14 protein-coding genes are annotated in these 21,169 nt (G+C 54.2%); 13 read left to right on the plus strand and 1 reads right to left on the minus strand.

What is annotated here, in order from left to right:
- Positions 1–13 precede the first annotated feature (13 nt).
- From FYZ48_RS16295 to csrA, 12 genes are all read left to right on the plus strand, one after another.
- The gene (locus tag FYZ48_RS16295) at positions 14–2,965 is read left to right on the plus strand and encodes a tetratricopeptide repeat protein (RefSeq protein ID WP_149342194.1); all 2,952 of its coding nucleotides are present in this window, start codon (positions 14–16) and stop codon (positions 2,963–2,965) included.
- Positions 2,966–3,129: 164 nt separating this feature from the next.
- Positions 3,130–3,396: a MazG nucleotide pyrophosphohydrolase domain-containing protein gene (locus FYZ48_RS16300; RefSeq protein ID WP_145046299.1), complete on the plus strand. Its 267-nt coding sequence runs from the start codon at positions 3,130–3,132 to the stop codon at positions 3,394–3,396.
- 146 nt (positions 3,397–3,542) lie between these two features.
- On the plus strand, positions 3,543–5,321 hold the full coding sequence (locus FYZ48_RS16305) for a HEAT repeat domain-containing protein (protein ID WP_149342197.1): 1,779 nt from the start codon (positions 3,543–3,545) through the stop codon (positions 5,319–5,321).
- Positions 5,322–5,356: 35 nt separating this feature from the next.
- A complete protein-coding gene (locus FYZ48_RS16310; protein ID WP_149342199.1) occupies positions 5,357–6,256 on the plus strand; it encodes a hypothetical protein in 900 nt (299 codons plus the stop codon).
- 20 nt (positions 6,257–6,276) lie between these two features.
- Positions 6,277–6,933 carry a MotA/TolQ/ExbB proton channel family protein gene (locus FYZ48_RS16315; RefSeq protein WP_145041493.1) on the plus strand — a complete coding sequence of 219 codons (657 nt, stop codon included), beginning with the start codon at positions 6,277–6,279 and terminating at the stop codon, positions 6,931–6,933.
- Between the two features lie 20 nt (positions 6,934–6,953).
- Positions 6,954–7,430 (plus strand): ExbD/TolR family protein, encoded by a 477-nt coding sequence (locus FYZ48_RS16320; RefSeq protein WP_149342201.1) that lies wholly within the window; start codon positions 6,954–6,956, stop codon positions 7,428–7,430.
- 55 nt (positions 7,431–7,485) lie between these two features.
- Positions 7,486–8,751 (plus strand): ExbD/TolR family protein, encoded by a 1,266-nt coding sequence (locus FYZ48_RS16325; RefSeq protein ID WP_149342203.1) that lies wholly within the window; start codon positions 7,486–7,488, stop codon positions 8,749–8,751.
- 59 nt (positions 8,752–8,810) lie between these two features.
- The gene (locus tag FYZ48_RS16330) at positions 8,811–12,494 is read left to right on the plus strand and encodes an outer membrane protein assembly factor BamB family protein (protein ID WP_149342205.1); all 3,684 of its coding nucleotides are present in this window, start codon (positions 8,811–8,813) and stop codon (positions 12,492–12,494) included.
- Positions 12,491–15,037 carry an ABC transporter substrate-binding protein gene (locus FYZ48_RS16335; protein WP_149342207.1) on the plus strand — a complete coding sequence of 849 codons (2,547 nt, stop codon included), beginning with the start codon at positions 12,491–12,493 and terminating at the stop codon, positions 15,035–15,037. The genes FYZ48_RS16330 and FYZ48_RS16335 overlap by 4 nt, the downstream gene beginning before the upstream one ends.
- Before the next feature lie 22 nt (positions 15,038–15,059).
- Positions 15,060–16,775, plus strand: coding sequence for a hypothetical protein (locus tag FYZ48_RS29280; RefSeq protein ID WP_187782059.1), 1,716 nt, complete (start codon positions 15,060–15,062; stop codon positions 16,773–16,775).
- A 35-nt stretch (positions 16,776–16,810) separates the two neighbouring features.
- A complete protein-coding gene (locus tag FYZ48_RS16345; RefSeq protein ID WP_149342209.1) occupies positions 16,811–17,605 on the plus strand; it encodes an MOSC domain-containing protein in 795 nt (264 codons plus the stop codon).
- Between the two features lie 244 nt (positions 17,606–17,849).
- Entirely contained in the window at positions 17,850–18,047 is a 198-nt protein-coding gene (gene csrA / locus FYZ48_RS16350) for a carbon storage regulator CsrA (RefSeq protein ID WP_145041500.1), read from the plus strand.
- A 38-nt stretch (positions 18,048–18,085) separates the two neighbouring features.
- Here csrA and FYZ48_RS16355 read toward each other — a convergent pair whose 3' ends face one another.
- Entirely contained in the window at positions 18,086–18,976 is an 891-nt protein-coding gene (locus FYZ48_RS16355) for a sugar phosphate isomerase/epimerase family protein (RefSeq protein WP_149342211.1), read from the minus strand.
- A 274-nt stretch (positions 18,977–19,250) separates the two neighbouring features.
- Between FYZ48_RS16355 and htpG the strand changes: the two genes are divergently transcribed.
- A complete protein-coding gene (htpG, locus tag FYZ48_RS16360) occupies positions 19,251–21,161 on the plus strand; it encodes a molecular chaperone HtpG (RefSeq protein ID WP_149342213.1) in 1,911 nt (636 codons plus the stop codon).
- Positions 21,162–21,169 lie beyond the last annotated feature (8 nt).

Genomic DNA, 21,169 nt, shown 5'->3' on the forward strand with positions numbered 1-21,169 from the left:
TACGGAAGAGCGCATGCGGAAATATGTCATCTACTTTGCCCTGATTTACCTGATCACGGGACTGCTGCTCCCTGCTTCCCTGCCTGTCAGCCTTGTGTGTGCTGCGGAAACAGAGAAACCATCAGCGGTCGACGAACAGTTAAAAACAGCTTACAAGCACCTGCAGCATGGGCGATACGCAGAGGCACGTGAGGCCTATGCAGAGGTTGAGAAAAAGCTATCCGACGTCTCTCCCCAAACCAGTGAGGCGCATTGGAAGCTGATGCAGGGCCTGATGCGGATCGACCTGGAGACAGGTGACACGCCGGCTGCATTCCGTCGCCTGGAAACCGCACTGAAACAGGATCCGCGTCGTGCGGAACTGCAGGCCTGGGCCGCGAAGCTTTATTTTGAAGCGGGCCAGTATGAAGAGGCCGAAAAGCATGTGGCGACGGCGTTGACTCTGGACGCCGATCAACCACGGGCGCATCTGATTCAGGCACACCTGCTCACCGAGGCGGGTAAGATTGAAGAAGCCAACGAAGTCTTCCGCTGGTTTGTCCGCTATTATAATCGTGCTCAGCCGGAAGATGCGGAGACGCTGCTGGTCATCGCGGACGGCGCGACGCAGTACGCACGCTGGAACAGCGTTTCGCAGATCTTTAATTTCGTGGTCAACACGCTCTGTCCAGATGCTCTCAAAGATGATCCGCTGGCCTGGGAGGCGTCTTTCCTGAGCGGTTCTATCCTGCAGGAAAAATACAATCGACCACAGTCAGCTGAAGAATTCCAGGCGGCACTGACGACAAATTCCCAGGCCGCGCCGGTTTACGTCGCACTGGCGGAGACCGCTGTTGAAATTCGCGAGTTCGATACCAGCAGCGAACTGCTGGAAAAGGCCTTGAAGATCAACCCGCGTCTACTCTCTGCCCTGTTGCTGAAATGCGACCTGGAGTTGATCAACGGACAGTACACACAGGCTCTGAAAACCGTTGCAGAAGCGGAAAAGGTCAACCCCCGCAGTCAGCTGGTGCTGGCACGGAAGGCGGCCTGTTTTCTGCTGCTGGATGGTGTTCCCACGACCGACGAACTCAAACCCTTCTTCGATCATTCGGAAACGAAAACGAAACCAGCGGGAAAATCATCCCGGTTTACTCAGCTATTGACTGACCTGCTGGCTGAGAATCCTAAGCCGGGCTACTTTCTGTTTGAGCTGGGGAATCTGCTCGAATTCAAACGGCAGTTCGCGTTTGCAGAATTTGCGTACCTGAAAACCAGGGAACTGATGCCGCAACTTTCCGGTCCTCAAACGTCACTTGGAATGCTCTACATGCAGATGGGCCGGACAGATCTTGCCCAGAAAACCCTCAACGCTGCTTTCCAGGCCGACCCCTATCATGTGCGGGTCAGCAACATGCGCAAGGTGCTGGGCGTGCTGGAGTCTTACGGCTCGATCGTGACCGATCATTTTGTGATCCGCTACGATTCGAAAGCCGATTACATTCTCGGGCAGTACATGGCGGACTATCTGGAAGAGATCTACCCGGAGATGGTAGCACAGTTTGGCTACGAACCGCCGGGCAAAACGCAATTTGAGATCTACCACGACGCCAAAGGACTCTCGGCTCATCAGTGGTTCAGTGCGCGGATGATCGGCCTGCCCTGGATTCAGACGATTGGTGCATCGACCGGTGCTGTCGTCGCGCTGACTTCCCCGACAGCCATGCAGGAACCGTTCAACTGGGCCAGCGTCCTGAAACACGAACTGGTGCATGTCTTCACGTTACAGCAGACGAAGTACAAAATCCCGCACTGGTTTACCGAAGCCCTGGCGGTTCGAAGTGAGAATTCAGCCCGACCTCAGAAATTCAATCAACTGCTGGTTGAACGGGTTCCTAAAAATGAAATCTACAGTCTGGATGAACTGGACGGCGTCTTCGTCCGACCTAAATCGTCCGCGAACTGGAACTTCGCGTATTGCCAAAGTCTGCTCTGTGCTGACTTCATGGTGGCCGAGTTCGGAGACGACGCACTGAAAAAGCTGCTGCTCTCCTATCAGGAGCAGGGATCGACGGCGACCGCTATTCAGGACTGTTTCGGGATCGATCAGGAGGAGTTCGAAAAACGTTACCATGCTTACCTCCAGAAGATAACCGCCTCGCTGAAGGGGTATCAGTCCGAGGAAGCAGACTTGAGCTTTCGCGAGCTTCAGAAGCAGTACGAAGCCAATCAGAGTGATCCGGATCTCGCGGGGAAATACGCCTATCGCCTGCTCCGCCTGCGTAAGAAAGGGGAAGCCCGCAGCATTGCCAGGAAAGTGCTGGAGACGCATCCGACTCAGGCCCAGGCGGCACTGACCATCGCGCAGCTGGAACTGCTGTCGGAAGATCTGGACTCGGCAATCGACGTTCTGCAGAAACCGCTCTCCGTCAAAGCCCCAGACGTTGATGTGCTGAGCCTGGCCGGAAAGATCCTGCTGAAACAGACGAAGTTTGATGAAGCGCTGCCCATTTACGAACAGGCCCATCAAACCTATCCTTACCAGACTGAGTGGTTGCAGGGGCTGTCGATTATTTATCAGCAACAGAAGAAAGAGAAACAGCTGCAGGAGGCACTGCTGAAACTGGTGCATCTGGATCCCAACGATGAAACCAGTATGAAGCTGCTGATGGAAGGTTACCGGAAACAGGGTGAACTGGAACAGGCGCTGCGCTGGGGACAGGCGGCTTTACAGGTGGATGTACTGGATCCGGAAACGCATCAGCAGCTTTCTGAAATCGCTCTGAAGCTGGACCAAAAACCGATTGCCATTCGCGAACTCAAAATGCTGCTGCACCTGCAGGAGGACAATGCTGAACTGCGCTACCTGCTTGCGAAAACGCTGTTGGATACAGGACAATCGGAGGCAGCCCGGACGGAGCTGGACCTGCTATTAAAACAGAACCCCACACACGCAGAGGGGCTCAAACTGAAACAGAAACTGTAACACGCCCGACTTGAATGGCGTATGATGATCTTCAATTGAACTGACACAAACAAGGAACCATTGTGACCAACGACCTCCCCCCCGCTTCGGCAACTTCTTCGACAGACGCAAACCCGCGGCAACCTGGCTTAACGGTATCCCAGTTTCAGGCGGTGATTCATAAAATGTTTTTCGAGAAGGACCAGTCACGGGGGATCGAAGGCACGTTTATGTGGTTCATGGAAGAGGTCGGTGAACTCTCTTCTGCCCTGCGTGAAAACGACGATCCACAGAACCTGGAAGAAGAATTTGCTGATGTGCTGGCCTGGCTGGCGACCATGGCGAATGTGGCGGGCGTCGATCTGGAGCAGGCCGTCAGTCGCAAATATGTCCAGGGATGTCCACGGTGCAACGAGGCAGTGTGTACTTGTGATCTCTCCTGGAAGCCCTGAATCGTAAATGTGAATATCGTAATGATTTGGGGCATAAAGATTGACACTGCTTTATATCTGAATTTAGACTGGAGAGATGCGGAGAAGTTTCGGCTTCTTTCTCCTGTCAGCAATATTCTCTCATCTCAGATTGCTATCGCATCAACATGGAAAATCATTGCGCCTTAATCAGACGGAATGCGAACCCGTACCGTACCAGCCTGACTGGTATCTGGTGCCTGTGTGCTCTCCTTCTGCTCACCTGCTTTGCCGAACGCGCAATCGCTCAGCCTCCCCAGGCGGAGATTGATGCCGCCATCAAACGCGGAGTCGCGTTCCTCAAAAAGAAGCCCGACTATGGCCGGAGCGGCATGAATGCTTTCGTCGCTTACACGCTGCTGAAAACCGGTGAATCCCCCGACTCCCCTTACATCCAGAACTGCCTGAAAAACATCATGGCAGATCATAACCAGAAGAATTCCGACGGCGAAATCGTTTATACACCGGGCGGAGATTACAATTACACTGCCGGCGTACAGCTGATGGTGTTCGAAGCGATCAGCCCGGAAAAGTATCATAATGAAATCAAGACCACGGTTGATTTTCTGATCAAGACCCAGCAGCCAGCCGGCAGCTGGTATTATCCACAACAGGAACCCAACAACGGCGACACCAGTATCACGCAGTATGCGATTCTGGGGCTCTGGGCTGCGGAACGGGCCGGGGTAATGATTCCCACCCGCGTCTGGGACAATGCCGCCCGCTGGCATCTGACAACCCAACTGCCAAATGGCGGATTTGGGTATCATCCCGGGGGCAAGACAGACCGGGGGGCCAAACACACGATGGGTGTGGCGGGGACCGGCAGTATGTATGTGATTTCCCGCCAGTTGTATCCCAACGGACAGCCCCGCACCGCGCCAACCACCGGTAAGGAAGGCGAGCCTAAAAAGAAATTCGGTTTCCTGGAAAAAGTGAACCTCACCGAAAAAGATAAAGAGGGTGAGGAGAACCTGTTCACAAAACCGACCATTGCTCTGTCAGCGCTTGAGACCGGCAAGACCCGGGGCGCGAACTGGGTCGTCAACAATTACAATTATCGTAACCCGACCGGCTGGCCCAACTATTATCTGTACGGCATCGAACGTCTGGCCGCTTTGGCCGATGCGAAAAAACTGGGGCCTCACGACTGGTACGCCGACGGTGCGCGGCACCTGTTGATGATGCAGTTGGAAGATGGTAGCTGGAAAGGTTCGGGAAATATCGATGCCGCGACCTGCCTGGCAATCATCTTTCTGGCCAAGGCAACCGTGAAAACCATTGACCGCAAGTATAAGCCAGATCCGGTAGGTTCCGGTCTGCTGGCCGGGGGACGGGGACTGCCCAAGAACCTGGCTGAGGTTCAGATGCGGAATGGTAAGGTGGAAAGCAAAACCCTGTCGGGGGATCTCAGCGAATTGCTGGCCCAGCTCGAAGATCCGGCAACTGCGGATCTGGACACAACCCAGGAAACGCTGGTCGAAACAATTACCCTCGGGAACCGGGAAAATCTGATCAAACAGAAAGACCGGGTCTTAAAATTGATCGATGCCCGCTCTCCGGATGTCAGGCGAACCGCTGTCTGGGCACTGGCACGAACCAACGATTTTCGCATGGCTCCCTACCTGATTCGATCATTGAAAGATCCGGACCTGAGCGTGCGGATCGAGGCGAGGAACGGTCTCTGCACGCTCAGCCGGAAAATCCGGGGACTGGGGATGCCCGAAGATCCCCTGTCCGATGTGCCGGAAGACCTGACAAAAGAAGAACGCGTGATCATCGCCGATCAATGGGCCGATGAAGCCACCCGACGCTGGCAGAAATGGTATAACAGCGTGAAACCCTTTGATGAAAAATTCAACCTCTACGAAGTTCTCGATCAGCTCCCCAAGTCAAAGTCCAAATAACCACCAATAGAAAACTCAGAGGATACTTTAGTACGATGGCCCAGAGCACATCACAAACCGATCACCGTAAATCGCCGGTCATGCGGGTCACCCAGTATGACCAGGTGAGTTCGTCGTTGATCGCGGTTGTGCTGGCATTGATCGTGGCGGTCCTCTGGCTCTCGATTGTCTGGTTTACGAATCGCCTCCCCCAGACAGAAAACGAGGTCGCTTTGGAAATGGTGGACCTGGCGGGTGGAGCCGAGGATGGATCGCCGGATGAAGAGCTGCTGGTGGAATCCCCGGAAGACCCCGTGGATGATCCCTCACAGATCGACACGCCGACCGAAGAGAACCAGGTCGAGGAAATGCTGGACAGTGTGGTCGAACTGTCTGACAAGGCGACTCAGCAGGTACAGCAACAGATGCAGACCGATCTGACCAATTCCGGGAAAGTCGGTAGTGCCGCTGGTACGGGAAAGCGCGCCCTGGGTTTCGGTCCGGGCAAGAAGGGATTACCCCGCGAACAGCGCTGGTTCATCAAGTTTTCCGACCGAGGATCTCTAATCGATTACGCCAGCCAGCTGGACTTTTTCAAAATTGAACTCGGCGCCCTGCTGCGTAATGGCAAGATGGTCTATCTCTCAAATGTTTCTTCCGAAAAACCGACCAGCCGAACGGCCACTTCGGGTGAGGATGAGAAGCGACTATATATGACCTGGCAGGGAGGCGAGCGTCGCACCAGTGACCTGAGCCTGTTCAAAAAAGCGGGTTACGATGTGACCGGAGCGATCCTGTTCCACTTCTACCCCAAAGAAGCCGAAAACCGACTCCTGCTCCTGGAGAAAAAATACCGAGATAAAAAATTCGACGAAATCCGGCGTACCTATTTTACAGTACGCGGTAATCGTGGCAGCTACGATTTTGAAGTGACCCGTCAAACTTATTTCCGATAACGAGTGCAAAGCAGGCATCCATGAACTACTCACTAGCTCCGATTTTAAACGCAGCCGGGATCGCCATCTATGTCGCCTTGGGGCTGACGGCCCTGTATGGCGTCTTCTGTGTGATTCTACTCGTCCGCCAGATCGCACAGAAGCGATTCCTGACCCAGAATGCGGCCAATGAATTCCTCGACCAGGTCCATGAAGACATCGAACGGAAAGATTACGAAGCCGTCGTGAATCTCTGCGATTCGCCTCCTTACTGGAGCAAAGCGGTACCCCAGCTGATTCTGGTTGCCATGGCGAATATGGAACGCCCGGCCAAAAAGCTGCGACAGCTGCTCGCGGAGAAATTCGAACGTGACATTCTGGCCGACCTCGAATACCGCATGTCCTGGATCAGCACGATTGTCAAGAGTGCCCCGATGCTCGGGCTGCTGGGAACCGTGATCGGGATGATCAACGCCTTCGACAAGATCGGCAACATGCAGGAATCGGGGGGCGATCCGAGCCAGCTGGCAGGCGAGATCAGCTTCGCGCTGTTCACAACCGCTGCAGGTCTGTCCGTCGCGATTCCGCTGGTGATGGCCGGCGCTTTAATCCATGTTCGCATCGGTAAACTGCAAGACTCGGTGCAGGAACACACGGGTGAGTTTCTGGACATTCTGGAAGCCTCACGTAAGTCCTGAATCGAGAAGGTGACGGGCGCATGGCACGTAAAAAATCATTATTCAATTCTGACGATAGCGGCTGGAAGAAACGTCCCGCCTCCGGTGGAGGCGACGATCTGGACATCACCCCCATGATCGACGTGACTTTCCTGTTGCTCATCTTCTTCATGGTCACATCGACGATGCAGGCGACACAGGACTCGGATGTTCCGATCGCCCGGCATGGCGTCGGTGTCGACACCCGCAGTTCTACGATTGTACTCGTCCATAATGACGGTAACGGTCTGAATGGCCAAAGCGTTGTCGAGATTAAAGAATCGGGCGGGGCTACTGAAGTCACCCTGGATGAACTGACCGCGCGCGTTCGCGAACGGGTTCAGGGAGGTGTGATGGATGTCATTATTAAAGCGGACCGAAATGTGCCACACGGGTTCGTTCAGGAAGTCACCCGGGCCGTCACCGATGTGGATGGTGTGAAGTTCTATATTGGAATTGAAGAAAAGAAAGACAGGTAATTATTTTCAGTTGGTGCATTGCCGCGAGCTGATATTTAAGACTGAATACTGAATTATGCCGATCAAGTTTTACTGTAAACACTGTGGCCAGAGATTGAGTGTGGCCAGCAAGAAAGCCGGGAAGAAAGTTGCCTGCCCGGCCTGCCAGGGTCGCATTACGATCCCAGTGGAGAGTGAAGCCCGGCGATCAGAGAAACCAACAGAGCCGAGCGAAACACCTCGCCAGAAATCTTCCTCATCCACTAAGAAGCAAAAACCAGCCAAAGCCGCCCCTCCCACAGAAGCCATGCTGGATGCAGACCAGAACCAGTTCCTGGAAGATCTGGATGATATAGGTCCGCTGGGCGAGAGCTGGGATGAACTGCTGGATGGGGACTGGGAAGCCGCCGCATCCGCAGAAACAGAAGAGCCAGCCATCGAGGAGCAGGAACCGACTCCTGAACCAGCGCCCCGGCCTGAGAAACAAGCACCGAAAGCGAAACGCTCGCCCCCACCGAAACCGACGATTAAACCTGCTCCCGAACCTGAACCTGAGCCAGAACCCGCTCCTCCTGTGAAACCAGTTGCAGAAACAGAGGTCACAGCTGAAACGAGTCCCGACCCCGAGACTTTTGAAGATGACGACCTGCTGGCAGCCTCGGAGTGGCTCGAAGAGATTGAATCGACCGAAGCTGATGAAGACCTCGCGAAAGAACCAGTCTCAGAGCAACTAGCCGAACCTGAGCAAGACGACGCAGCAGAACTTGAGGAAGTTGCGAGCACAGAGCCAGAACCGGAAACAGAATCAGTTCCATCGCCGGTAGTAGTATCTGCTCCCAGCCCCCGCTTTGTTGTGGAGGAGGAAGAAGACGACGACGATGATGACGACGACGAAGGGTTTTCTATTCGCTCGGCCGAGTCGGAGTTTGAGGAGATGGATCTGACGCCGATGGTCGACGTGACCTTCCTGCTGCTGATCTTCTTCATGATTACCGCTTCCTTCAGTCTACAGAAAAGTATTCAGGTTCCGCCGCCAAATCCGGATGAAGACGGCGTTTCACAGTCGTTACAGACGCTGGATGATTTCCGGGAAGAATCCATCATCGTTGAGATCGACAGTAATAACGGCATTTATGTCGATGACACCAAGCTGTCCAACCCTACGGAAATCGTACAGGCGATCCTGGATCGACGCGATGAGGGGGGCAGACCCAAAACCGAACTCGTTCTCAGTGCGCACAAAGCGGCGCGGCATGAAACGGTCGTTGCCGTTGTGGATGCGGCGAACGAAGTTGGCATGCAGAAAATCAGACTCGCATCGTACAAAGGACCAGATGACTGACGTCGTCTTTGATTTCGTCTTCACCGCGTTCTACAGTCCTGAAAAGATAAGTAAGCTTCATGGCCAGATTAGAAATCTCATTCTTATCCGGAAAAACTCAAAACATTGAGCTCTCCAAGCAGCAGCCGGTCTCGATTGGCAGTCATTCGTCCAATGACCTGCAGGTGGACGATGTGGCTTCCATGCAGTGCCGGATCAGCTGGAACAAAAAAGGGTACGAATTAATCGCTGCGACCAGTGATGGCGTGGAGATTAACGGCGTGATGTCGGGGCGTTCACAGCTGAATGACGGGGACCTGATCCGAATCGGTGAAGCCGACATTCTGTTCACCGACGAAGTCGACCTGCTCGATCTCGACGCCCCCCTGCCTGATGTGACGGGTGGTGAAGAAAGTTCGATGTACGACCTCAAGCCGGTCAGTTCGGAACAACTGGATTTCAACCGCCCCCAACCGGAGCCCGTGATTCCAGATAAATCAGAGCCGGAAAAGGCGTCTTCCAAATCAGGTTCGAAAAAGAAAAACGGTTCCAAGTCCAGCAAGCAGAAATCATCCAGGTCTTCAAAAGCATCCACACCAGCTTCCGAAGAGAAACCAGAGGATGAATTACTGGAAGATGACGACCTGGACCTCGCCTCTGCCGCAGAGTTGCTGACGGAAGCTGAACCCGAGGCTGACAGTTCGCCAGCCCCGAAACACTTTTTATCCCGTACTAACGAGAATTCCGCTGCGACCAGCGAGGAAGAGGACTCCGACGATAAAGAGAAAGCGGATTCGCTCTCACTGAAAGATCGAATCCGCCATCGCTCTTCACGGAACGCGGTCCGACCCGGCGAGCGTCAGATTGTGCGTTCGCCTATGATTCTCTCCCTGGTCGGCGGCAGTGTTCTGCTAGCGCTGACCGCGCTGGTCTTCTGGTTTATCATCGGCCGCGATACGGCCAAACGGCACTATGATGCTGCCGTCCAGGAAATGGAAGCGGGCAAGTATTCACAGGCCATCCAGCTCTTTGAGTACTTCCTCGAAAATTACAACAAGAGCGACTATGCCGAGGAAGCCCGGATTTTACTCAGTAAATCGTTCGTCGAAAAAGAGATCTCCGGTTCAACCCCTGCCTGGCAGGCCGGTCTGGAAGCCACCCAGGGATTTATCAAGAAACACCGTGATGATTCCGACTTCAAAGAGCTCTACCCGACACTGACCGATTACGGACAGCGGATCGCGCTCGGAGCGGTTGAAACCGCGAGTCGCACCAAAGAGCGTGAACTGCTGGACGTCTCCACGGAAGCCGAAAAGATTCTCACCCGCTACAGTCCGCCCGATGCACCGCCGACCGAAGCACTGGCGAAAATCAAAGCCGGTTACGAAAAAGCAGAAGCGGAGATTCTACGTAAAGAGGTCTTCGATGTGGCCGTCAAAGAGATCGAAGAAGCAATTAAACAGAAGCAGACATTGAAGGCACTCGAACAGCGCAGGCACCTGCTCGACCGCTATCCCTATTATCAGAACGATCGTAAGATGTCGACGGTGCTGACCCGCATCCTGGAAGCGGAACAGGCGCTGATCCAGTCCAGCAATGAAGCGGTTGCCGGCTCGACGAAAGATTACCCGGATGCCTTTCCGCAGGCGGTCACCCTGTCGCTGCACACCCGCTCGCGATCGAATGAGGTTTCGGACGGACGTAATGTCTTCGCGCTGGCCAACGGCAGCTGTTTCGGCATTGACTCTGTGACCGGCGACCCCATTTGGAAACGCCCCATCGGCCTCGATTCCCCGTTTCCCCCCGAGACGGTCACCGTGAAAGAACCATCACTGCTCCTGTATGACACGCGCCACAACGACCTGCTCTGCGTCACCCAGAAAAGTGGCGAACTGGTCTGGCGACAACAGATGCCTTCCCGCCCGACAGGGCCTCCCCTGGTCAACCAGGGGACGATCGTCGTTTCCTGCCAGGGTGGCGAATTGCTGAACCTGGATCTCCAGACGGGATCCATTGCCGCACAACTCAAGTTTGCTCAGCCCCTGGTGGGAGCTCCCGGCCTGGTTTACGGCGAACAGTCCGTCGCGGTCGCCGGTTATGAGGGGATGCTGTACCTCGTCTCGCTGCGTCCCTTTGAATGCACGAAGGTCGCAGCCCTCGGACATCGTCCCGGCACCATTCAGATTCCGATTATCCCCATGGGTAAACTTTTGATGGTCTGCGAAAATGACCAGGCCGACGCCGCCCTGCTCCACGTACTGGACGGCGATGGCCAGAACGCAACTTTGAATGAACTGGAACAGTTCCGCATTAAAGGTCAGGTTCACAGTCAGCCGATCATGCGAGGGAAACAACTGTTTTTCCCGACTGTCCCCGAACGAATCACGGCCTTCACCGTCACTGATGAAGAAGGAAAACGAAAGCTCACGGAGATCGGCTCTTACCAGTTGCAGGATCCCCTCTCCTGTCAGATCTATCTGTCCGCTGGTTCTGGTGGTCAGCTCTGGATGAGCAGTTCAGCCCTCCGAAAATTCACTCTGCTCAGTACCGGCATCAAAATGGATGACCAGAAAATTGCCGACGGACTGGGATCACAGCCGATGCAGCTGATTGGAAACAACCTGTACCTCGGACGGCGTTTGCTCTCTTCCAATTCGGTTATTTTCACGATCGCGAACCGAAACGAGATGACCAGTACCTGGAAATCGATTCTAGGAACCGACATTCTGGCCGTTTACCCTTATGGTGACGATAAGGAGCCGCAACCCGGCCTGCTCTGCATTACTTCTGATGGCGATGTCTTCCGTTTACGGGCCACTGACTTTGAATCCTCCCCGGCTGGCTTCATGGAACGATCGCTGACGCAGCTCAAGCTGCCGGAGAACCTGAAAGCACCACTGCAGTCGACTCGTCTGGCCGATGGTAAAATTGCTGTTAGCTGTGGCGCACCACAACCGACATTGTGGATTCTGAACAGATTTGGTCAGCTGGAACAGACTATCGAGCTGCCAGAGCCTCTCGAGGCACTACCCATTCAAATCGGCGATGGCATTGCGTTACCGTTAAAACGCAAGGTGGCTGTCTTCCGGAAAGGGCGCGGATTGAATACCGTCCAGGAATTTGCCCTGCCCGGAAATGTGGGCGAGGATGTTCGCTGGCGTCAACTGATCCCGACTGGCAAAGATCAGTGTCTGGCCATCACCACCGCGGGGCAGATTATTACACTGCAATATCGCAGCAATCCGGTTCGTCATCTGGCGGCGCTGTCGACCATCGACTTGAAGCAACCAGTCGATGTGGACGCCGGTATCAGCCAGACAGACATCGCGGTTACGGATGCCTCAGGTCAATTGCAGGTTTTGGATGCAAAAACGGGGCAGTTGAAAACCAAGCTGCAACTCCCTGCCCCCGCTTCCAATGACCTCTGGATTACAGATAACCTGCTGTTCGTCGAATCCCGACAGACGCTGACCTGCTACGAGCTCAAAGACAGCCTGCAGCAGCTATGGCAATTGAAATTGCCGGGCCACTCGCTGGCTGGTTCTCCATCCAAAGATGGCAGCCGCCTGTTCCTGTCACTGCAGAATGGCAGCGTCCTGGCTGTCGATCCCCAAACGGGCCAGGTCCAGTCCGAAACCACGGCGCCTCTCCCCAGCAGTGGTTCGGTCGTCACCCTTGAGAAACTGTTACTGGTGCCGAGCGTGGATGGCAGTCTGTATCGCATCGATCAGGGTCTGCAGCAGAAAGGACAGGCTTCGCTATGATGAAGTGCGGCAAATTCCTGATTCTGCTGATGAGCGTCATCGGCCTCACCTGTTCCGTGGGGCTGTCCGAAAGCTTTGCGCAAAATGAGAACAAGACAGATCCCCCGAAAGCGAAGCAGGATGGAAAAACCGAAACTGAAGAAGAAACGGCGGAGTCTTCACTGCCCAAAATCGAGGAGATGCAACTCCCGTCCGTAGAAGACCTGCTGAAGAAGCGTCCCGTCGACTGGATCGTCCTGGAAAATGATTATGTGCTGGTCGTCGATCCCGTCTATCCCCGCCCCGATACGCTGGGACAACTCGAAGCATCCATGAAAGAGAGTTTCAGCTGGCCGCGTCCCAAGAATAAAAAAGAGGCTGATGAGCAGCGTCAGAAACGGGCGACATTCAATTTCATCAACCTGACGCTGGTCGGCGAAAAAGAAGATCCTGAGTACCGGGTCCAACGCCAGAACATCAAACAGATCGTGCATTACGAAGATCAGATCCTGCAGCGAATCGACCTGCTGTTGAAAGACGGTGATCTGAAAACGGCGTTTGAAATGCTGTTGTTCCTCGACCGCAGACACCGGGACTGGCCCGGCTTTGAACAGCGACAGCATCGGTTGCTGTTTCTGGAAGCCCTGGACAAACAGAAGGCAGAACAGTACGTAAATGCGCTGGCATTCGTTGAAGACCTGCAAAGTCGTGTCCCCGATTACCCGGGACTGAGTAAACTTGCCGGTGAAATCATCAACAGCATGATCACCCGGGCCGTTAAAGTGAATGATTATCGTGAAGCCCATCACTACCTGAATCGACTGGCAGCGATCTATCCCCGACAGGAAACCGTCGCGAAGTGGCGAGAGACCTTTCTGAAACAGTCCAATGAGATCCTGCAGAAAGCGAATCAGAGTGCCAAAGAGGATCAGTATCAGCAGGCGTTCGACCTGGTAATGGAAGCCTCAACTGTCTGGCCCGCTAATCCCCGTTTACGGGATGACCTGCGGCGGTATCAGGCGCGATATCCGGTCATCAATGTCGGAGTGCTGGGCACGGCTCTCGATCGGAGCCCTTATTTCCTCGAACACAATGCGACCCGCCGCCATAAAAAGCTGACGCAGATCCCCCTGTTCGAAGTCGGAAAAGTAGACCAGACTCCTCAGTACCAGAGTCGTTTCTTTGAACAATGGGAACCGACTGACCTGGGTCGACGGGCCGACTTCGTCCTGCGTCAGTCGTATGCCACCTGGGAGTCGCATCCGATGCTATTGGCTGCCGAAATCGCACAGGCGGTCCGGGCCAGACTGATTCCCGGCTCGAGCACCTATGACGAACGTTTCGACAGCTACGTGCATTCGGTCACATCCACAGCTCCGTTTGAATTTCGCATTCATTTTGACCGGGTACCCTTGAGCACCGAATGGCTGCTCTCGTTCCCGATTACTTCCCCACCCGCATTCAGCGCAGTCGTTGCTAATCCTGAAGACGTACGCCTGGAGACGGAACAGAAAATCGGTGCCACCAGCCGCTTCGTTGTGGATGAACAGGAATCAAAGGACTCTGATCAGGTCAGCTACGTGCGGGCCGTCCCCGAACCGAAGGGACTGCGTGATTATAATGTCGCCCAGATCAACGAGGTCCATTATTCCAACTTTGAAAAATCCTTCCAGGCCCTGCTGCGTGGTGAAGTTGCGGTGCTTCCATTCCTGCCGGCCGGTCTGGTCTCCTATTTCAAAGAGCAGGATGAGTTCAATGTCGTCCAAAGTGCGATTCCGCTGACTCATGTGCTGCAGTTCAACCCGGAAAGCAAACCGCTGCAGATTCTCGAACTTCGCCGGGCACTGGCCTATGCCATCGATCGCCAGAAGATTCTCAACGAGAAACTGCTGCATGAAAACAACCTGTTAAACGGTCGCCTGGTGACGGCCCCGTATTACACGGGTCTCCAGGTTTACAATCAGCAGGTGCCTCAACGCGAATACAATTTTCCGCTGGCGGTGGCCCTCGCGGTGGCGTCACAGAAGAAACTGGGAGGACAATTCCCGCCTCTGCATATGCTGTGTGATCCTAATCCCGAAGCACAGGATGCTGCCCAGGAGCTGATCAGGGCCTGGCAACGGATTGGCGTCAACGTCACGCTGATCCCCAATACGCCCGAGGAAGCGAACAAAGAGAAACTGGAATGGGACATCGTCTATCGCACGACCGCGATGACCGAACCAATTATGGAACTCTGGCCTTTCCTGACCGTGGGGAGAGGCGCTGAGATTAAATCACTGGAAATCTTCCCGGACTGGATGCGCCAGAAACTGATTGAGCTGGATGAAGCGACCGACTGGGAAACCGCAACCGCGCTGCTGAAGAAGCTGCAACAGCAGTTGTATTCCATGGCACATATCGTTCCGCTTTGGGAAATCGACCAGTTTCATGTGTTCCGTACGAATATCAAAGGGTACGCCGACCGGCCACTGAATTTTTATGATAATGTCGAGCAGTGGGTTACGACCCCCGTCTACCCGCGGGTTGAAACACTGACGTCGACACAGACGACCTCACCATAGACTCAGGAATCAGAATTACTCCATGCGTTGGTTTGATGCTTTCATATTTGGTTGCTGCCTGACATTGATCGGGATTTTCTGCCTGCCGACAGAGAACGCCTACGGTGCGCAGGCTGAGACTACGACCACGGAGCAACCTGAAACCGAACCAGATTCAGAGCCGAATTCTGAACCAGCGCCTGAACCAGAATCCAAGCCCGAGTCCGAACAGAAAGCCGAGCCAGAATCTAAGCCCGAACCAAAGCCAACTGCCCAGCCTGATACGCGGCATATCAGCTTACGGCCCTACCGAATCCGCATCGAACTGGCCTTTGCGTCTGACTGTCATCTGACCGATTTCGACCGCCGGCAGATATTCACACGCTTGCCCCAGATTATTGAACGTTCCGCTGGTGTAAAATGGGACCTGACCGCCCTCAAACCGGGTGACAACACAGCCGGTATCTTTGAAAATGCCTGGCTCACACTCCCTACCAGTGCCGGTTTGAACCGCCTGTCTGCAGCTCAGGTTCTGCAGCAGTATCCCACACAGGCTTTTGACAAACTGTTTCTGCTGACGGTGGAGTCTGCGGGGATCGGATACCAAATCGCGGGCCGGGAATTCGATGTCGATTCCCAGCAGTTAGGGCCACTGGTCGAACAGACGACCTATGCACGACCGTTTCTGGCAGAGACCAGTTTTCAGATTCTCCGCAACCTGTTTTCCGCTGTTGTCACAATAGAAGCGGTCGAGGGTGACCAGGCGATCGTCAGCGAACAGGGGAGCCAGTACCTGACTCCTGACCCCGCTATCGGCACCCTGCAGAAACGGGACTTCTTTGTACCCTTCTTCCGCTATCTGAATCGGGATCGTGAAGTCAAAGACATTCAGATGATTCCCTGGACCTATCTTATTCTGGAAGAGGTCGATCGCAAGCATGCCCGCTGTTCGATTTCTTCCGGCTTGCGAGGCATTCTGAGCAGCAGTCGGCGGCGGGTCGAAATGCAGGCCATTCGGGTCGTGCCACGTTTTCCCGAAACAGAACTCGCCCTGGTTCCACGAGGGACTTCGACTCAGTCTTACGCCGGGATGCGTGTCCAGATTTCTCCGCTGAATCCGCAGGAAGTCCGTCAGTTGCAGGTCGCAGCGCAGAAAGAGAGCGAAGAGACCGGCAAAAAAGTCTCTTTCGAGAAGGAATACATCACCGAGGAGCTGCTGACCAACCGCGAGGGAACGATCACTGTCAAAGCCGATCCGTCCGATCCTTTAATCTGGCTCTATGTCCGCAGTGGTAAAGCTCTGGTGGCAAATGTGCCTTATATTCCCGGTATCGCACCGCGGACTGCGATCCAGGTTCCCGATGACCGGATTCGTCTGGGCGTCGAAGGGGAACTGGCAGTACTCAACGGGGAATTAATCGAAGAGGTCGCTTCCCTCTCGATGCAGATGTCTCGCATCCGCAGTTGGGCGAAAAAGAATGACTGGAAGAAAGTGGATGGCGGAATCCGCGAACTGGAGAGCGGTATTTCCCCAAGACAGATCTTCCAGGATAAATTGACTGTGATCCGCGTAACCGCGACGGAAGCCGCTCAGGAACAACGAAACCGGGCCGCCGAATCCCGGATCGCCACTCTCTGCCGGGAAGCGGAAACACGCATCAACCGTTTTCTGGATCCCACGGGGATTATTGATTTCAAAGCCGAGATCAAAGACCTGCGTGATCTCCAGGAACAGGAACGTCCGAAACGTCGCAAATGAAATCCCCCTGTCTCCGCTCAGGATAAACTCATCCCATGTGGACTCTCTCTCGCATCGCCTTGTATCCAGTGAAATCGCTCGACCCGGTGTTTGTTGAACAGGCCGAAGTACTCCCCGGAGGAGGCCTGGCCTGGGATCGTCAGTTTGCACTGTTTGATGCGAACGGAGAGGTCATCAATGCAAAAAAGCAGGCTCGCATTCAACAGATCCGGGCCAGTTTCGATCTCGCCGGGCAGACGATCACTGTTTCCGCGTCTGACCGCGATCTCGCCGCGGCGCAGTTCGCGCTCTCCGAAAACCAGTCCGGGCTTGCAGCGTGGTTCAGCGATTATTTCGATCAGCGCGTGACACTGAAAGAGAACCGCACCACCGGCTTTCCCGACGATCTCGAAGCCTCGGGGCCGACAATCATCAGCACGCAGACGTATGAAGAAGTCGCCCGCTGGTTCCCCGGCATCACAGTCGATGAACTGCGGCTGCGATTCCGGGCCAACCTGGAATTCGCGGGGGACCTCCCCTTCTGTGAAGATCGGCTCTATAATCCCCTGGATCCGCCGGTGCTGTTCCGGGCAGGAGCAGTGACGTTCGCCGGTTCGAACCCTTGCAAGCGGTGCGTGGTTCCCTCGCGTGTGCCGACGACAGGCCAGACCGATGCCCAGTTCATGAAAACGTTCATTCGGAAACGGGAGGAAACATTCCCCTCCTGGGGGGAGCTGTCACTGTTCCGAAACATGTATCGGCTGGCGGTCAACACGCGTCTGCATGAGCTGCCCGAGGGTCAACCGCCGCAAATTCAGTGCGGTGACACACTGGAAATTCTTTCCCGATAGTACGGGCTGCAGCGAAAAGTCAACAAAAATGTCCAGGTGCAGAATCGCGCTAACCGTTATATCCCTTTGCAGGAGACAGGTGGTTAGAGGATTCCCCTGCTTTTTTTGAAGATCCAGGCAGACTGTTCAAAAACAGTACGCTAAGTTTCAAGTGTCGCTTTTCAGAAACAGCTGCGAAAAAAACACGCGCTGTTTCCCAAAGAAAGCTTTGAAAAACCTCCCAACTTATTCGCAGGGAATCGCGATGCTTGTTCTCAGCCGTAAAAAAGACGAAAAAATTATGATTGGTGATTCAATCACATTGATGGTGATTGAAATCAAGAACGACAAAGTCCGCCTTGGAATCGAAGCACCGAAAGACGTTACCGTACACCGGGAAGAAGTCTACGCTGCGATCAAGGAACAGTCTGCACACGACAGTAAAGACTTTACATCTCACTAGTCGTTTCTGACCGTCTTTCTACCAGCCGCCCGCAGGAATCAGCTGTCTTGTGCCTGCGCCCACATCTTGTCGAACAGTTTGCTCTGTTCTGCCAGGGCCGCCACGGGATCACCTTTGGGTAACTTACCCTCTTCCAGCATCAGCCAGCCTGTGTAATTCGCTCCCGCCATCAGTTCGAAGAACCGTTTGTGCGGATAGGGATTATGAATCAGGTCGTGAATGTGTGTCGTATCGCCCAGGCGTTCTTTCACCATCGCGAAGTTCGCATCCAGGCCTGCCCCTTCGAGATCCTGCTTGTTGCAGTTCCAGCAGATCGCCACATTGGGATGATCGGCTACATCCAGAATTTTCCGGATTGTAGGCAGATGAGCACATTTGCCGTGGACTTCCAGACGAATCTGCTGTCCGTAGTCGGCACCGAAGGCTCCCATTTCATTCAGTGACTTGCCGATCTGTTCGATGGTCACTCCTTCGGGAACGTTCTTGTGAAATGAATCGGGTTTAACCTTAACGCCGGTTCCCCCGACATCATGACTGAGTTTGATGAACTCTTTTGTCGCTTCTTTAGCCTGCTTCAGCACGTCGGCATCCGGGTTATCGTAACGCTCGTTGCTGCCGATACCCACCAGGGTGACAGGGCTGTCCATGAATTTCTTCGCGACTTCGCGGCGTTCGTTTTTGTTCAGATCGCGTTCGACGCCGTGTTTGTGTGTGGTCCGCAGTTCTACGCCGAGGACGTTGGCGGTTTCACAGTTTTTCAGTAGTGTAGGCAGATCCCAGTCTTTGGCCCACTGATAGGTAACCAGACCGTATTGTGCCTGGGCTTTCTTTTCTTCGGCACGAGCGAGGGCCGGCAGGCCTCCCCCCATTGCCAGCATTCCCCCCAAAGCACTTGTTTTCAAAAAGTCGCGGCGGGAGTAAAATACCATATCAGTGTTCTCCGTTGTGTAGGAATGCTGAGTCAAACGCCTCACTGTCGCGGGCTGCCTCTATTATTACGCAGGTCGCTCACAGATTACAAACGTCTTTTGAGCGGTTTTCTGAGTTAAGTCAGCCTGCAGCCGATTGGGGCAACTTTACAAGTCATTCCGTTCCCTTTATAAACGGAGCACGATCTGTCCGGCTGTCGTCCGTTGACCAGCGGGACATCAATATTGATTGATTCGTTACTCTATTTGTATGTTTTCGATTCAGAGAAAGATCATGAACGAAAAAACCGCACCAGAAAAATTCACGTTTCAGGCAGAAATCAAAAAACTTCTCGATCTGCTTTCCCACTCACTGTACCAGAATCGGGAAATCGCCATCCGGGAGCTGATCTCAAACGCCTCGGATGCCCTGGACAAGTACCGGTTCCTTTCGTTGACGGATGAATCCCTCAAAGATGAGCAGCCTCTTGAGATTCGTCTCGAGCCGGACAAAGAAAACCGCGTACTGGCCATCTGCGACAACGGCGTCGGGATGACTCACGATGAGTTGATCGAGAATATCGGTACGATCGCTCACAGTGGTTCGCTCGACTTTCTGAAGAACGCCCAGGGGAATGAAAAAGAAGAAGTTTCGCTGATCGGTAAATTCGGCGTGGGCTTCTACTCCGCCTTCATGCTGGCCGACAAGGTCGAAGTCCTGACTCGCAGCTGCCGGGAAGAAAAAGGCTGGAAATGGGAATCGGACGGTTCCGGCGACTTCACCATCGAACCGCAGGAAGACATTGGCCGGGGAACGTCCATTCGCCTGCATCTCCGCAAAGATCTGGATGAATATACCCAGGACACGCGGCTCAAATACATCCTCAATAAATATTCGACCTTCGTCCCCTACCCGATCAAGCTGGGGGAAGAACTGGTCAACGATCAGAAGCCGATCTGGATCGAGCCCAAAACGCAGCTCACACAGGAGCAGTACGACGGCTTCTATCAGTACCTGGCTCACAACGGAGAAGAATCGGCCCGCTGGCACCTGCATCTCAGCAGCGATTCACCATTCCAGTTCCACGCCATCCTCTATTGCCCGCAGACCAACCTGGAACTGATGGGCTTTGGCCGGACCGAGCACGGCATCAGCCTGTGTGCCAAACGGATCCTGGTACAGAATGATAACCGGGACCTGCTTCCCGAATACCTGCGGTTCCTGTATGGCCTGGTCGACTCAGCCGACCTGCCGTTGAATATTTCACGCGAATCACTGCAGGACAACACCGTATTTCGCAAAATTAAAAAGGTACTCACCAAACGAGTGCTCTCTCACCTGGCGTCGATGGCCAAGGACGACGAGGAAAAGTATCTCGAGTTCTATCGCCAGTTCGGCAGTGCCCTGCGGGAAGGCATCGGCACCGATTTCGAGAACCGCGACACTCTTGCCAAACTGCTGCGGTTCCCCTCATCACGAGGGACCTCTGAAAACGAGCTCGTTTCGCTGGAAGCCTATCTCGAAAAGGCCGACGAAAACCAGAAGCAGATCTATTACCTGGGTGGTAACGATTTCCATACGATTTCCCGCAATCCGAACCTGGAAATCTTCCGCAAGAAGGGTATCGAAGTCTTCTACCTGCCTGACCCGATGGATGAGATCGTCCTCTCCAACCTGGCGAAGTTCGAAGACTTTGATATCGTTTCGATCGACTCTGCCGAGGTAAAACTGCCGGGCGACGACAAAGCCGAAACGGACAGCGAAGAAAAAGAGGACGAGAAGAAGGAAGAGCAGGAAGCCCTGACTCCCGAGTTCGAAAAGGTACTCTCGCTGTTCCAGGAAGAACTCAAGGACGACGTGGAATCGGTGACCAAATCGGATCGCCTGACAGACAGCCCCTGCTGTCTGGTGATGCCGGAAGGGGCCATCAGTTCGCAGTTGCAGAAAGTCCTGAGCATGAACAACAAGGACTTCCCGACCAGCAAGCGGATTCTGGAAATCAACCCGGACGCCGAGCTGATCAAGCGGCTCTGCACGCTCTCGTCGAACGCTGACCAGCATGCCTTCATTAAGCAGTGCGGCCGGCAGCTGTTCTGGAACGCATCACTGATGACGGGGATCGCAACCAGTCCGGAAGAGATCACGTCCAATATCCAGAGCATGATGGAAGAGCTGGCACAGAAACGCTCGCCCATCATTACGTAGCGATAAAA

Source organism: Gimesia chilikensis, assembly GCF_008329715.1.
Classification (GTDB): Bacteria; Planctomycetota; Planctomycetia; order Planctomycetales; family Planctomycetaceae; genus Gimesia; species Gimesia chilikensis.